Annotated in this window: 13 protein-coding genes; 9 read left to right on the top strand and 4 right to left on the bottom strand. The window is 60.8% G+C overall.

The features are described from left to right. Positions 1-22 precede the first annotated feature (22 nt). The 9 genes from VMX79_12580 (at position 23) to VMX79_12620 (ending at position 8874) form a co-directional block, all read left to right on the top strand. The gene (locus VMX79_12580; GenBank protein ID HUV87933.1) at positions 23-409 is read left to right on the top strand and encodes a DUF302 domain-containing protein; all 387 of its coding nucleotides are present in this window, start codon (positions 23-25) and stop codon (positions 407-409) included. Positions 410-445: 36 nt separating this feature from the next. Further along, positions 446-748, top strand: coding sequence for a ferritin family protein (locus VMX79_12585; protein ID HUV87934.1), 303 nt, complete (start codon positions 446-448; stop codon positions 746-748). Between the two features lie 336 nt (positions 749-1084). Continuing rightward, positions 1085-3121 (top strand): S8 family serine peptidase, encoded by a 2037-nt coding sequence (locus VMX79_12590; GenBank protein HUV87935.1) that lies wholly within the window; start codon positions 1085-1087, stop codon positions 3119-3121. A gap of 139 nt (positions 3122-3260) precedes the next feature. After that, positions 3261-4736: a DegQ family serine endoprotease gene (locus tag VMX79_12595; protein ID HUV87936.1), complete on the top strand. Its 1476-nt coding sequence runs from the start codon at positions 3261-3263 to the stop codon at positions 4734-4736. Between the two features lie 6 nt (positions 4737-4742). Next, positions 4743-5825 carry a molecular chaperone DnaJ gene (dnaJ, locus tag VMX79_12600; protein HUV87937.1) on the top strand — a complete coding sequence of 361 codons (1083 nt, stop codon included), beginning with the start codon at positions 4743-4745 and terminating at the stop codon, positions 5823-5825. Continuing rightward, the gene (locus tag VMX79_12605; protein ID HUV87938.1) at positions 5825-6841 is read left to right on the top strand and encodes a tetratricopeptide repeat protein; all 1017 of its coding nucleotides are present in this window, start codon (positions 5825-5827) and stop codon (positions 6839-6841) included. The genes dnaJ and VMX79_12605 overlap by 1 nt, the downstream gene beginning before the upstream one ends. A 32-nt stretch (positions 6842-6873) precedes the next feature. Next, positions 6874-7713: a DUF5050 domain-containing protein gene (locus VMX79_12610; GenBank protein ID HUV87939.1), complete on the top strand. Its 840-nt coding sequence runs from the start codon at positions 6874-6876 to the stop codon at positions 7711-7713. A gap of 35 nt (positions 7714-7748) precedes the next feature. Continuing rightward, the gene (locus VMX79_12615) at positions 7749-7940 is read left to right on the top strand and encodes a hypothetical protein (GenBank protein HUV87940.1); all 192 of its coding nucleotides are present in this window, start codon (positions 7749-7751) and stop codon (positions 7938-7940) included. Position 7941: 1 nt separating this feature from the next. After that, positions 7942-8874, top strand: coding sequence for an NAD-dependent epimerase/dehydratase family protein (locus tag VMX79_12620; GenBank protein HUV87941.1), 933 nt, complete (start codon positions 7942-7944; stop codon positions 8872-8874). A gap of 96 nt (positions 8875-8970) precedes the next feature. Here VMX79_12620 and VMX79_12625 read toward each other — a convergent pair whose 3' ends face one another. From VMX79_12625 to VMX79_12640, 4 genes are all read right to left on the bottom strand, one after another. Then, on the bottom strand, positions 8971-10041 hold the full coding sequence (locus tag VMX79_12625; protein ID HUV87942.1) for a porin: 1071 nt from the start codon (positions 10039-10041) through the stop codon (positions 8971-8973). Positions 10042-10278: 237 nt separating this feature from the next. Next, positions 10279-12783, bottom strand: coding sequence for a leucine--tRNA ligase (gene leuS / locus VMX79_12630; GenBank protein ID HUV87943.1), 2505 nt, complete (start codon positions 12781-12783; stop codon positions 10279-10281). Between the two features lie 175 nt (positions 12784-12958). Then, entirely contained in the window at positions 12959-14080 is a 1122-nt protein-coding gene (gene hemW / locus VMX79_12635) for a radical SAM family heme chaperone HemW (protein HUV87944.1), read from the bottom strand. A 46-nt stretch (positions 14081-14126) separates the two neighbouring features. After that, positions 14127-14711 carry a hypothetical protein gene (locus VMX79_12640; GenBank protein ID HUV87945.1) on the bottom strand — a complete coding sequence of 195 codons (585 nt, stop codon included), beginning with the start codon at positions 14709-14711 and terminating at the stop codon, positions 14127-14129. Between the last annotated feature and the right edge of the window lie 329 nt (positions 14712-15040).

Below are 15040 nucleotides of genomic sequence, written 5' to 3' on the forward strand. Positions count from 1 at the left end.
CTGTTCGACGAGGGGAAGCCTTATGAGTTATTATTTCAGCAAAACGTTTAACGTCTCCTTCGACGAGGCGGTGGAGAAGGTGCGCGCCGCGCTCGCGGCCGAGGGCTTCGGCGTCTTGACCGAAATCGACGTACGGGCGACTCTCAAGAAGAAGCTCGGCGTCGACTTCAGGGCGTATAAAATATTGGGCGCGTGCCATCCCGAGTCGGCGTACCGGGCGCTCCAGCTCGAGGACAAGATCGGCCTTATGTTGCCGTGCAACGTCGTCGTTCAGGAGCGCGCGCCGGGCGAGGTCGAAGTGGCGGCGGTCGACCCGGTAGCGTCGATGGCGGCGGTGGATAACGCCGCCCTGGCCGAAGTCGCCGACGGCGTACGCGCGAAGCTCGAGAGCGTAATCGATAAAATCTGAACCGGAAGCGTTGAGCGTGCAAGAAGGAGGTAGGCCATGCCCGAGTTCGGCAATCCTTTCGCGGGCCTGAAGCACGACCGTAAATTAACGGACGAGGAGTTGGTCCGCGCCATCCGCTTTATGGTCGCGGCGGAGTACGAGGCGGTACAGCTCTATATGCAGCTCGCCGAATCCATCGATAACGAACTCGCCCGGGCGGTTCTCAAAGACATAGCGGACGAGGAGCGCGTCCACGCCGGCGAGTTCTTGCGGCTATTGAAGGAGTTGGCGCCGGACGAGGTGAAGTTCTACGAAGAGGGCGCCGAGGAGGTCGAAGATATAATAAAAGAGGCCGGATAACGTCGAACGGGCGGCCCCGCGCCGGCGTCGTCAATACGTCGTTTAGGGGAATTAAATATGCCTTATTAAGTTATGTATATTGACAACGGTCGGGTAAAGTGTTAGAATTAAAGTAATCCGCCGGCGGGAATTTACTAGAGCGTCGTGCTTAAGCGTTGTTGGAAGTGCTCGAAGTAAAAGCGCTTAGGCGTGCGGGGGGCGATTCGGTCGCGGCGGTTTCTTATTGGTTTGTATTTCAAACGTTCCGGATATTTTCGGATGGGGATGCCCGGCCGCAAGTGGTCGGGTCCCGGAAGACGCCCGAAACCTGGGTTAATAAAAAGGAGTTCAAAAAGTATGAGAACGATTTTGTTGAAATGGGGCGCCGTAGCGGCGTATTTGGCGCTGGCCGCCGTCGCGAGCGCCGCGGCCGAGATATCGCCTGCGTTGGTACGGCATCTGGCGACGGCCGGGGCCGACGAATTTGTACCGGTGACGTTTGCGCTCGACGGCGCCCTGGCGCCGGAAGCCCTCGAGGCTATGACGGCGGGGTTGGACAAAGACGCGGCTCGCGAGTTGGTGCGGAGCATAGCGAAGGAACGTGCCGCGGAAAGTCAGCACGAGCTTTTGGCTGCGCTGAAGGATGCCGAGAGCCGCGGCCTGGCGCGCGACGTTAGGGCGCTCTGGGCGCCGAACGTCGTGGCCGCCGAGGTAAGGGCGTCCTACCTTACTACTTTCGCGAATTTCGAACGCGTAATCCGTATTAACCTGGACGCCGACCACAACGTTACTTGCGCGCTCGCTTGGGGCGTCGCGAAAGTCGGCGCGGACCGCGTATGGAACGAGCTGTACGTTAAGGGCGACGGCGTCGTCGTAGCGGTAACCGACACCGGCGTCGATTACGAGCACACGGACCTTCGCGAACGCGACTGGGTGAACGAGGGCGAAATCCCGGATAACGGCATCGACGACGACGAGAACGGTTACATCGACGATTATCACGGGTGGAATACGTACAACGACTCGAAGGAGACGCGCGGCGGCGCGGGCGGCCACGGCAGCCACTGCGCCGGGTCGGTGTGCGGCGACGGCTCCGCGGGTACCCAGACGGGCGTGGCGCCGGGCGCGCTCGTGATGCCGGTGCAGGTTTTGTCCAACTCCGGGTCCGGCAACGAGTCGGCCGTGTGGGAGGGTATGCAATACGCCTTCGAAAACGGCGCCGACGTGACCAGCATGTCGCTCGGGTGGACTAAGACCATGGGCCCCGATTGGGCGAAGTGGCGCCAGACGTGCGAAACCCTCATCGCCGGCGGTATGGTGTATTCGATCGCCGCGGGTAACGAAAGGCGATACTCGTCGCTGCCGGCGCCTTATAATATTCGTACGCCCGGGACCGTACCCGCCGTTATAACCGTCGGCGCGACGACCCAAAGCGACGTCTACGCATCTTTCTCGTCGTACGGGCCGGTCACCTGGCAGGACGTACCGCCCTGGAGCGACTACCCGTACCCGCCGGGGCTTACGAAGCCCGACGTATGCGCCCCCGGTTACCAAATTACGTCGGTGCGCGGCATAACCGGCGGGTATAGCGTCATGAGCGGTACGTCGATGGCGGCGCCGCACGTAGCCGGCTTCGCGGCGCTTACCCTGCAAGTGGACCCCAAACTCACCAACGCCGAAGTACGGAATTGGATGGAGGATTACGCGCTGGACCTCGGCACGCCGGGCAAAGACAACGACTACGGCTCGGGCCGCATTAGTTGCTACGAAACGGTCTTGGCGATGCAGGCCACGCCGGTTACTATAAAGTCGTTCGCCGCGGAAGCCATGCGGGAAGGTATACGCGCACGGTGGGCGACGTCTTCCGAGAAGATGCTGGCCGGGTTCAACCTCTATCGCCGGGCCGTGTCCGAAGGCGGAGGGCTCTCGGCTCGAGCCGATGCGGCGCTCTCGTACGAGAAATTGAACGACGACCTCATCAAGGGTAGAAGCCCGTACGTCTACGACGACGGCGACGTCGAAGCCGGCGCGCGGTACGAGTACTTGCTCGAAGTCGTCGACGTTGTAGGTCGCGCGTACGCCCACGGGCCTATCCAGGTACGCGCCGGCGGCAAGGCGCTACCCGTAACTTATTGGCTGGCGCAAAGCAGGCCCAACCCGGCTCGCGAGCGCGCGGTCGTCGGATTCGGCCTGGCCGAGGGGTTCGCCGGGCGGACCGTAATCGAAGTGTACGACTTGAGCGGCCGCCGGGTACGGACGCCGGTGGACAGCAACTACCAAGCGGGCGTGTACGAAGTCGCGATAGAAACCGCTTCCTTAGTGCCGGGCGTTTATATATACCGTATGTCCGCCGGGCCCTTCCGCGCGGCGAAGCGGATGGTCGTGATTCGGTAGCGGTAAGCCCGGGTTCGGCGTTTAACCTGATTTGGATTTCGCCGGGATCGGTTGACGATGTCCGTAAAAAACGTACCGGCCCTTACGGGCCGGTATGTTATAATGTTCCGGCATCACGTTTTCAACGTGGAGGTTACATATGAGCTTCAACTTAAAAACCAAAGGCGTCCTCATAGCGGTGGCGGCCTCGTGTTTCGTAGCGGGCGCGGTCGTTACCGGGATATTGGATTTGACGCCCTACGGAGCGGCCGAGTCGCAACCCTCGGCGGACCTCGAGGCGTTGCGGCGCATCGGCCAGGGCTTCTCCCAAGTCGTCAAGGAAGTCTCCCCGGCGGTAGTAAACGTCAGGGTCTCTAAAGAGGTTAAGGTGAAGCACCCGCCGTTGGGTGAATCCCCCTTCGATTTCTTCGGCGAGAGCCCCTTCGGTAAATTTTTCGAGTGGCCCGAGGGAGAAGATTTCCTGCAACAGGGTTCCGGGTCCGGCGTGATAGTCAGCAAGGACGGTTACATCCTGACCAACAATCACGTCATAGCAGGCGCGGACGAGATTACGGTGGTGTACGGCGACGGCGATAGATACGACGCCGAAGTGGTGGGAACGGACCCCCGGACCGACCTCGCCGTCATAAAAATCGACGGCAAGGATTTACCGGCGGCGAAGTTGGGAGATTCCGACAAGATAGAGGTCGGCGAATGGGTACTGGCCGTCGGCAACCCGTTCGAACTTCAGAACACCGTAACGGCGGGTATAATTTCCGCGCGCGGCCGTTCGAACGTGGGCTTGGCCGATTACGAGGATTTCATCCAAACCGACGCCGCCATTAACCCGGGCAACTCCGGCGGGCCGTTGGTCAACCTCGACGGCGAAGTCGTCGGCATCAACACCGCCATCGCGACGCGCACCGGCGGGAATATGGGCATCGGATTCGCGATTCCCATAAATATGGCCAAGCAAATTATGGCCCAGCTTATTAAGACGGGGAAGGTTACCCGCGGATGGCTCGGCGTCTATATTCAACCCGTTACCCCCGAACTTGAAAACCAGTTTAAGCTTAAGTCCACCGACGGCGCTCTCGTCGCGGACGTTACGGGCGGCGGCCCCGCCGAAAAGGCCGGCCTGAAGCGCGGCGACGTCATCGTCGAATACCAGCGTGAGAAGATAGAGGATACCAACCATTTGCGCAACCTCGTCGCCGCGACCGATGTCGGCGCTGTGGCCGATGTCAAGGTAATCCGCGAAGGCCGGGAAAAAACGCTGAAGGTTAAAATCGGCGAGCTGCCGGAAGAAGAAGCGGTAATAGGGCGTCAATTCGGCGAAGGCTCGGAACGCGACGTGGGTTTTAGCGTGAGCAATCTGACGCCCTCCGTGAGGAAACAACTGGGTCTGCCGGAAACCCAGGAGGGCGTCGTCGTCCGCGACGTTAAGAAGACGAGCGACGCTTTCCAAAAAGGGCTCCGCGAGGGCGACGTCGTTGTAGAGGTTAACCGGGCCCGGGTCTCAAGCGTGGGCGACTTCAACGGCGTCATCTCGCGGGTTGGGGCCGGCGACGAAGTCCTCCTCCTGGTTATAACCGAGGGCCATACGAGGTACGTAACTTTCGAGATGGAAAAATAATACATTATGGCCTCGAGGATAACTCGCGACTACTACGAGGTCCTGGGCGTACCCCGCGACGCCCCGCTCGAGGAGATCAAGAGGGCTTACCGTCGCCTCGCGTTGCAATACCATCCCGACCGCAACCCGTCGCCCGAAGCGACGGAGAAATTCAAAGAGGCTTCGGAAGCCTTCGAAGTCCTGGCCGACCGCGACAAGCGGCGCACCTACGACGCGTACGGACACGAAGGGCTGCAAGGCCGCGGTTACGGCGGCATCGCCGATATCGACGACGTCTTCGAGCGCTTTTTCTCCGCCGGCGGCCTTTTCGGCGACTTGTTGTCGGATTTGTTCGGGGCCCGGCCTACGCGCCGCCGCCGGAGGCCCAGGCGGGGTTCCGACCTCTTGACTAGCGTCACGCTCGAGTTCGAGGAGGCCGCTCGCGGCGCCGTTCGCGAGGTCGAAGTCGAGCGACTGCGTACGTGCGGCGGCTGCGACGGCACGGGCGGCGTCGGCGGCAAACCCCCTGAACCGTGCCCGGTTTGCCACGGCGCCGGCGAGGTCGTCCAGCGGCACGGCTTCTTCAGCGTAGGCATGCCTTGTCCTCGCTGCGGGGGCGAAGGCGAGGTAATGGGGGAGGCGTGCGAAAAGTGCGGCGGCCGGGGCGTCCGGCTCGAGCGCCGCGCGATTAAAGTCGACGTCCCCGCGGGCGTAGACGACGGCATGCGCGTACGCCTTGTGGGCGAGGGTGAGAGCGGCCGCTACAGCGGCCCCCCCGGGGACTTGTACGTAGAGGTGCGCGTCAAACCCCATAAAATATTTAAACGCGACCGCGACGATGTTCTGTACGAACTCGAGATAACGCCGCCGCGCGCGGCCTTGGGCGGCGACGTGGTCGTGCCGACGCTCGCCGGCGAGGAGAAGGTTAAAGTGCGGGCCGGCAGCCGGGACGGCGACGCTATAAGGATAAAGGGGGCCGGCGTCCCGCGCCCGGGCACGAAAACGGTGGGCGACCAGGTGGTAACGTTGCGGGTAGTTGTCCCCAAGAAACTTAAGAAAAAGGCGAAGAGCCTTTACGAAGAGCTCCTGGCTTTGGAAGGCGAGGAATAGTGTACAAGAATACTGCCCGAGCGGCGGCAGCGGCGGCGATTACGTTTTTAATGGTCGTTGCGGCCGGTTGTGAGAAAAAGGCCGAACCGGGCGCGGAAATCAACGCCCGGGCCCAGGCGCTGTACGCCGACGGCGATTACGACGCCGCGGTGCGCCTTTACGACGAATTGCTCGTGGATTATCCGGCCTGGGCCGCCGAGAACAAAGTGGCCGAGGCGCGGAAGCAGGCGCAGGCTAAAGTCCTTTTTAATACCGCCCGTAAAGCGGCGCGGTCCGGCCGCTACGAGGAAGCGGGCGACGCTCTCAACGAAGCCCTGGCGCTCGCCCCGGACGACGTCGAGGTGAACTACGGCATCGGCTGGGTTTACGTCGAGCTGGCCTTGCAGTACCAAACGAAGGCCCAAATGACCAGGGGGCCGTCGCGCGTGGACTTCGCGTTGCTCGCCGACGCTCACGCCGACCTCGCCCGGGAGCGCTTCGAGCGCACCGTCAAACTGGGCCCGGAGCACTGGGCCGGTTATCGTGGTATGGCGGTATACCATATGTACCGCGGCGAAAACGAAAAGGTACTTGAGGCGTTGGCTAAAGCGGAGAAATATTCCGAAAAGGCGGAGGATAGAATCGCCGTAACGCGGCTGCGGTTCCGCGCGTACATCGCGGATAAAAAATTCGATAAGGCCAAAGAAACGCTCGACGCTTTAGTAGAAAAATACCCCGCGAGCGGCGAAGCGTACTTCGCGCTCGGCGAATATTACCTCCTCACCGATAAGCCCGATCTCGACGAAGCTGTAAAGGCGTTCGAAGTAGGACTTACCAAGGATTTCGAAGACGAGGGGACGCGAAACCAAATGTACGTGATGCTGTCGCGCTTGCGGATGAGGAACGGGGATTACGACGGCGCGTTGGCCGCGATAAAGTCCGCTCTGGCGACGGACCCTTTTAACGGCGTATTTACGGACGAGTACGCCGTAGCGTGGGGCGCCAAAAAATTGTCCGAGAAGAGGAAGAAGGAGTAATTAATCAATATCCTCGCATATTAGGAGGGCGTATGCGCGTAGCGGCGGTTTTAGCGTCGGCGGCGTGCGCGTTGAGCGCGTTCGGCTTGTACCCCGGCAAGATCGCCTTTACCTCGGACCGCGAAGGGAACCACGAAATATACCTGATGAAGGGCGACGGCTCGGACGTGGTCCGTCTCACCAACGACAAAGGGTACGACGACCAACCGGCCCTTTCCCCGGCGGGCGACCGCGTCGTCTTCGTTAGTAACCGCGACGGCAACCACGAACTCTACCTGGTCGGCGTTGACGGCAAGGGGCTCCGCCGTTTGACCGACACGCCGTACTCGGAGATAGACCCGTCTTTTTCACCCGACGGGCGGTGGATAATATATACGGCGATGGCGCAGGGCGATAAAGATATCTGGCGGTTGAACGTCGAAACCGGCGACACGGAAATATTGGTCGCCGGGGAAGGCGACCAATTCATGGCCCGGATGGCGTCCGACGGCGCGTTGGCGTACGTCGAGGACGGCGGTGACAACGAGGTCATGCTTCTCGAAGACGGCGCCAAGAAGAACTTGACCCTTTCGCCGGGAGTAGATACCATGCCGTCGTTTTCGCCGGACGGCGAAACGGTCTATTACGTTACCAACCGCGGCGGCGATTACGACTTGATGGCGGTAGGCCGCGACGGGTCCGGGACGCGCGAGATGGTCGCGCTGGAGAGCACGGAGGCGCGCGGCGCGCCGTCCCCGGACGGCGCTTATCTGGCGGTAACTTCGGATAAAGACGGGGACCTGGACATATATATTTTTTCGGTGGAAGGCGAGTTGCTCGAGCAACTTACCGTAAACGAAAGCGCCGATTACGAACCTTCCTGGAGCGAATAGGCAGGACGCGGAAATCCCCCTAAGACGGAGGTTTTATGAAAAGGCTTGCCGACATCTTCATCGTAGCCGGGTTTATCGGTTGGGTTATAGCTATCTTGACGCGCCTCGTAAACCGCGACTTCATATTCCCGGCGTTGCAATTGCCGGCGCAAACCTATCTGGACTTCGGCTGGACGTGCTTCATCGTGGCGGCCGTACTGTTGTTGCGCCATATGAGGGATAAATAAAGTGAAGATACTGGTCACGGGCGGCGCGGGTTTCATAGGTTCCCACGTCGCGGAGCGATACCTCGCGTCGGGGTGGGAGGTCGCCGTAGTAGATAACCTCTCGTCCGGGCGGCGGGGCAACGTCCCGGAGGGCGCGGCCTTTTACGAGCTCGATATCCGCGACTTGGAATTCGCCGAGGCCGTGGCGGCGGAGCGGCCCGACGTAATAAGCCATCACGCCGCCCAAATGGACGTCCGCATCTCGACCACGGAGCCGGCCTTCGACGCCGACGTCAACATCGTGGGGTCCATCAAGGTCGTCGAAGCCGCGCTGGCGGCCGGCGTCAAGAAGTTTATTTTCTCCTCGAGCGGCGGCGCCGTCTACGGCGAGCCGGAAGGATTACCCGTTACCGAGGAAACGCCGGCGCGACCTGTTTCCCAATACGGCTGCTCCAAGCTGGCCGTGGAACGGTATCTATATCTATATAACGTCCAACGAGGTTTGGATTACGTCGCGCTGCGGTACCCGAACGTGTACGGGCCGGGGCAGGACCCGCACGGCGAGGCGGGCGTGACCGCCATCTTCGCTTTGAAGATGCTCGACGGCGAGCCTTGCATTATATTCGGCGACGGCACCGAATCGCGCGACTACGTTTATATAGACGACGTCGTGGACGCGCACGCGCTCGCCGCCGACAGCGATTTCAGCGGGATATTATGCGTCGGCTCGAGTAAAGAGACGACGGTCCCCGAAATATTCGACAGCCTTTCGGCGTTGACGGGTAATAAGCTCGAGCCGCGGCGAGAGCCGCTTCGCCCGGGCGAGATCCACCGCATCTGCATCTCGGGCGCGAAGGCCAAAGAAATATTAGGTTGGGCGCCGAAGGTGTCGTTTGAGGAAGGGTTGGCGCGGTTGGTAGAATATGTAAAGGGGAATAGGGAAAGGTACCGATAACTACGCTCGATGGCGAAATGTCGAAGCCGGCCAAAGGGCCGGCTTTTTCCATAATTATCGGCGGGTTTTTAACGGTCCTTCATGACTGAATCGGCGTTAGAACATCACCTGGAACTCGCTCGCGATTACGTCGTTGGACGTGCGGTATTCGTCCTCGAGGATGCGCGTGTAGTCGCCGCGGAACATAAGGTTGCGGCCGAGGAAGTGCAGCGCGAGGCCCGCGGTGTAGCGGTCTTCGGCGATATCGCCCCGCTCGAGGATGGCGGGTTTCCAGCGCTCGTAGCGCGCGTACGGCGCGAAGTCCTGGAAGTAACGCCACGGCAGCGGTTGGGTATACGTCAACGTGCCGAAATAGCCGCGTTCGTACGTATCCTTGTAAACGAAATAGGGTTCCCTGTACTCGTGTGCTCGGATCGGGTAATCGTTGATAAAACGTTGCATATACTCGGCCAGGAATTCGAAACGCCAGGTTGTTAAAGATAAGTCGGCGCCGACGCGGGGCTCCGGAAGGAAGTGAAACTCCCTGGGCTGATATTCACGGTATTTCCACCTGTACTCTTTCGCGTAGAAATACGAGAGGCCGACGTCAAGGTTTTTAAGGCCCGGGACCGGCGCGCCGTAAACCCTACCGGCACCGTTGACCAGGGGACCCTCGCCGTTGAATACGCCTGCCGCGGCGCCGATTTTATAAGGCCAGCGCTCGCGCTCGAGGAGATAGTCGAACCGGACGCCGTAGTTCCTCCCTAGCGCGATTCTGGTGGAGGTTACGGTCCGAGCGTTGCATATAAGATAACCCTCGTACGTCGTGGCCTCGACGCCGAAGGGTACGAAGAAGCGGCCTACCTTGCCTGAAAAACCGGCGGGTAAGGCGGTTCCGATATAAGCTTCCCGCAAGTAAACGCGGTCGTACGTCGTTAGGTAAGGTTTTAGGTCGTAATCGACCTTGTCGAATACCCTGCCGTAAACGCGTAACTCCGCGTCGGAAACGTAGAAATTACTAGAACTGAGGTGGTCGTCGCCGACGTCGTAATAATTATAATAATGGCCGGCTTTTAGGAGAAACCCTAAGTTTACCGTAAGTTGTTCGACGGGTACGTCTACCGCCACGGCGTACGCGGTACCTATGGCCGTAGCGGTAGATATTATTATTACCTTGAGGTATCGCATCCTTTACCCTCCTACGGTCTTGGCCTCGTAGAGAGCCGTCATATTATATGGCAATCTTCTTTAACATAAACAGCCGAATAGACTGATATCTTTAGTATTACGCCGCCGCTGCTTTTAATAAAACGGCGACGACTTAAGGCGTACGGGGCACCTTTTGTCGTCGCTTGCGCTTGCGTTAACGTTTACCGTCGGACCCTCCGTAGGCTTCGGCCCGTTATTCGCAGGCCGGGTAAAAACTTACTTACATACTACATTCAAAAGCTTATCGGGCACAAGTATTTTTTTCGCGACTTCTTTACCCTCCAGGTAGCGCGCGACGTTGGTGTCTTCGGCGGCGGCGGCGAAGACGTCGTCTTCGCTCGAGCCGGCGGCGACGTCGACGCGGCCTCGCACCTTGCCGTTCACCTGGACGACGACCGTAACCCGCGCCGCGCCGACCGGTTCCGCGTCGTATTCTTCCCACTGGTCGCGGAAAACCGAGTCGTCGTGGCCGGCGCGGTGCCAAAGCTCCTCCGCCATATGGGGTGCGAACGGCGCGAGCATCTTCATCAAGTGGTAGAGGGCGTAGCCGAACGCGGGCGATTTTTTATCTTCGTACGCGTACAGGGCATTAACGAAGTCCATCAGGAACGCGATGCAGGTATTGAAGTGCAGGCGCTCGAGGTCGTCGGTAACGCGTTTCAGCGTCTGGTGGGTCGTCAGGTACAGTCCTCTTTCGCTCGGGGAGAGCGTTTCGGCGTCCAGCGAGTCGCGCACGGTTCCTATATTCCCAACGACGAGGCGCCACACGCGGCCGAGCCACTTCGCCGCGGCGCCCACGCCTTCGTCGGTCCACTCCATATCCTTGCCGGGCGGGCCGGCGAAGGTTATGTAAAGCCGGGTCACGTCGGCGCCGTGTTCCGCGATGAACGGGCCCGCCGGGACGGCGTTCCCTTTCGACTTCGACATAACCTCCATCGCGGCCGAGCCGTCGGCCTTCGCGACGCGGGCCTTGACCATCCCCTGATTGAAGAAGTGGGGGAAAGGCTCCGCGTCGCGTACGAGCCCTTCGTCGGCGAGGAATTTCTGGAAGAAGCGCGCGTAAAGCATGTGGCTCACCGCGTGTTCGTCGCCGCCGATGTACTGGTCTACCGGCATCCAGAAGTTAACGCGGGCGGGTTCCCACGGCTTCTCGCCGTTATGCGCGTCGCAGTAACGCAGGAAGTACCAGCTCGAGTCCACGTACGTATCCATGGTATCGGCGTCGCGTTCGGCCGGGCCGCCGCATTTGGGACACGTCGTCTCGACGAACTCGCGGCAGCTCGCCAACGGCGAACGCTCCGCGGGCGCAAAGTCCACCTTATCTTCGGGCGGAAGCAGCACCGGCAACTCGTCGTAGGGGACCGGGACTTCGCCGCAGCTCGAGCAGTGGATTATCGGAATGGGCGCGCCCCAGTACCGCTGGCGGCTTATGAGCCAGTCGTGAAGGTGGTAGTTGACCGCCGGCCGTCCCCAGCCCTCCTTCGGGCCGACTTCGGCGAGCTTGGCGTTGCCCTCCTCGGTCGTCAGGCCGGAGTACGGGCCGGAGTTCTCCATAACGCCGTAGTCCTCGAGCGCCTCCGTCATCTCCCTTTCGTCCGCCAGGCCGCCGTCGGGGGGCCGGATGACGGGGACGACCGGGATGCCGTACTTGCGGGCGAAGAGGAAATCGCGCTGGTCGTGGGCGGGGACGCCCATAACGGCCCCCTCGCCGTAGCTGATGAGGACGTAGTCGGCGACCCAGATCGGGACCTCCTCGCCGCTCAAGGGGTTGCGGGCGTACCGGCCGATGAAGACGCCGGACTTCTCGCCCGCCGCGGACGCGCGGTCGACCTCGGCCTTATTTATCGCGTCGCGGCAGAACGACTCCACTTCGTCTTCCGTCGGGAGCCCTTTTATCAACTCGGGTATAGCGGGGTGCTCGGGCGCGAGCGCCATAAACGTCACGCCGAAAAGGGTGTCGGCGCGGGTCGTGAATACGTCGAAGCGGCGGCCGTCGCCCCCGACGACGGGGAAGCGTACGGTCAGGCCCTCGCTCCGGCCTATCCAGTTACGCTGCAGCGTTACGACGTGGCGGGGCCAATTTTCCTCGAGCAGCGCGAGGTCGTCGAGCAGGCGGTCGGCGTATGCCGTTATCTTGAAATACCACTGCTCGAGGTAACGCCGCTCCACCGGCGTATCGCACCTGTAGCACGTCCCGTCTACGACCTGTTCATTAGCCAGGACCGTCCTGCACCCCGGGCAGAAGTTCGCGGGGCCGGACGTACGGTACGCCAGGCCGCGCTCGTAAAATTTGAGAAAGAGCCATTGCGTCCATTTGTAGTAGTCGGGGCGGTAGGCGGCGACTTCGCGGCGCCAATCGTAACCGACGCCGGCGCGCTTCAGCGTCTCGCGGGACGTCGCGATGTTCTCCGCGGTCCATTGGGCCGGCGAAATGCCGCGCTGGATGGCGGCGTTTTCCGCCGGCAGGCCGAAGCTGTCCCAACCGATGGGGTGAAGGACCTCGTACCCCCGCATAGCTTTGTAGCGACCCAGGACGTCGCCGATGAAGTAGTTCTTCATGTGGCCTACGTGGAGGTCGCCCGACGGGTAGGGGAACATCTCGAGCAGGTAGAATTTGGCCTTTTTCGAATCCTCGTCGGCCTCGAAGAGGCCGGCCTCTTCCCAGAATTCCTGCCACTTTTTTTCGACTATCGGGGCGTCGTATTCGTCGGCCTTCGCCATGTCCGTCACACCTCGGCTGCGGGAGTTATCAAAACGGCGGGCTGAGCGCCCGCCTGTGTTTTTGGGTATGCTGCCGCCGGCGGACGCTTACGCCTCCCGAAGTAGTAGAACGAGCTGCCGGCTGCTTTTCAAATACATCGCGTTTTTATACCATAAGTCTATCGCGGCGTCAACGTTAAATTAGCGCCGCGAAAACCTCGTCCGCGAGGAACAAGCCCTCCCGGCTAAGTCGGACGTTGTTTCCGTCTACCGTTACCAATCCCGCGGCGGCGAATTCCGCGAGTTCTTTTTGATAATACGCCCGGGGGTTGACGCCGAACCTATCTTCGAAGGCCGCGGCGTCGATGCCCGCGGTCAGGCGGAGCCCCAGGACCGCCGCCGTCCTCATTTCCCGGTAGGGGTCGGACGGTTCCGGGTTCGCGAGCGGCCAACGACCCGTCGCCGCGGCGGCGCAGTATTCGTCTAAGTCGGGCGGATTTCGGTAACGGCCGCCGCGCCAATGGCTGGCCGCCGACGGCCCGAAGCCGATATATTCCTCGTCGCGCCAATACTTTAGATTATGGCGGCACTCGCGTCCCGGCCGCGCAAAGTTCGACGTCTCGTAGTGGACGAAACCGGCCGCGGTTAGCGTGTCCACGGCCTTGTAGTACATCGCGGCCTGTTCGTCGTCGCCCGGGAATTCGTAGGCCGCCCGCTCGCGGTACATTTTAACGTTAGGCGCGAGCGTAAGGCCGTAGAGTGAGACGTGGTCCGGCTTCAGCGCCAGGCCACGCTCGAGGTCGCGAGCACAATCGTTTAAACTTTGCCCCGGCAGGCCGTACATCAGGTCGATGGAGACGTCCGCGAAGCCTTCGGCCCGGGCGCGCCAATAGGCGTCTTCGGCCTGCGCCGCGCTGTGCCGCCGCCCGAGGGTTTTAAGCATAGCGTCGTCGAAGGTCTGTATCCCGAGCGACAAGCGGTTGACGCCGCCGTCGGCCAGCGCTTCCAGGACTTCGCCGGTCAACGACTCCGGGTTGGCCTCGCAAGTTACCTCGGCCTCGGGCGCAACGGCGAAGCGGCCCGTAAACTCCGCTAAGGCTTCGCTTAGGCGTACCGCCCCGAGCGCGGTAGGAGTTCCGCCGCCGAGGTAGAGGGTGTCGGCGCGCACGTCGCCGAGCGATAGGGACGCGGCGCCGACTTCGCCCATAAGCGCTCTAACGTACCGCGCCGCCGCGCGCTCGTCGTACGGCGCCGTCGCGAAGTCGCAGTAGCTGCAGTGGCTTGCGCAGAAGGGGACGTGTACGTAGACGCCCAGCATATTTTTCGGAAAAAAAAGGGGCGACGGCGTCGCCCTTTTTCACGGTTTACGTTGGAACGCTGGTTCTATCCCACCAGGCTATAAGCCGCCAGCGGTCCTCGCTTTGTTCGTTCTGATATTTTTCGAACTTGAAATTACAATAACCCTGGTCGGCGCCATAACCGTTAAGTTCGTCTATCATTAAGATGAGCGATATGGATATATTATCAGCCTGGTATTCGTTTTCTTCGGGTTCTGGCTCGCCGACGCGGCTCGTCGGTATGGAGAGCGAAATGCTGTATGCGTTCTGGAACATTTTTTCCGTAGCGCTCCAGTCGTCCGTATAGCTCCACGATTCGGGGATTATGTAGTTCTCGTTACCGGGCGGCGATTTCCCCACGTCGCGGGGGTCGAAGTAGAAGACGAAATTGGGGCTCAAAGCCTTTTTGTAAAGGTTAATGTCCGTTTGGTTGTACGCGATTTCGATGTTTTTTAAGACGTTTACGGGGCTGGTCATTAAGACGGGTTGCTGCGGCCGCTCAGGGTCCGGCGGGCTAAACAAGCAACCCGTTAGTGCCATAGCCGCCGCCGCGGCGGCCGCGGTTACGAATATGGCCCGCAACGTACCGTACTTTTTACTTTGATATTCCATCAGTACCTCTCGTTTTATTCTCTCAGTGTTGATTCCAACGGTTATTATATTTTAAAAAGTCGTCGATGTCAAGCCGTTTGCCACGATATAAGTATCGGCGGGGCGGGAATAGTTACGCGTTTTTTACGCCGGGGGGTTCCGTGGCCGGGCGGGAACGGCTTGCGCTTTCGGGGAGTTCGCGGCCTAAACTTCGGCCGCCCGGATGGCGCTTTTTGCCCGGGCGCCCCCGCGAAGTCCCGTTGCGGAGGGGGGGGGCGTTTATCGCCCGTTCTCGCTACGCGAGGCCGTCGGGGAGCGGTAGTATTCGGCGGGGGGGGGGGGGGGGGGGA

It is taken from the genome of bacterium, from assembly GCA_035529855.1.
Classification (GTDB): Bacteria; RBG-13-66-14; B26-G2; order WVWN01; family WVWN01; genus WVWN01.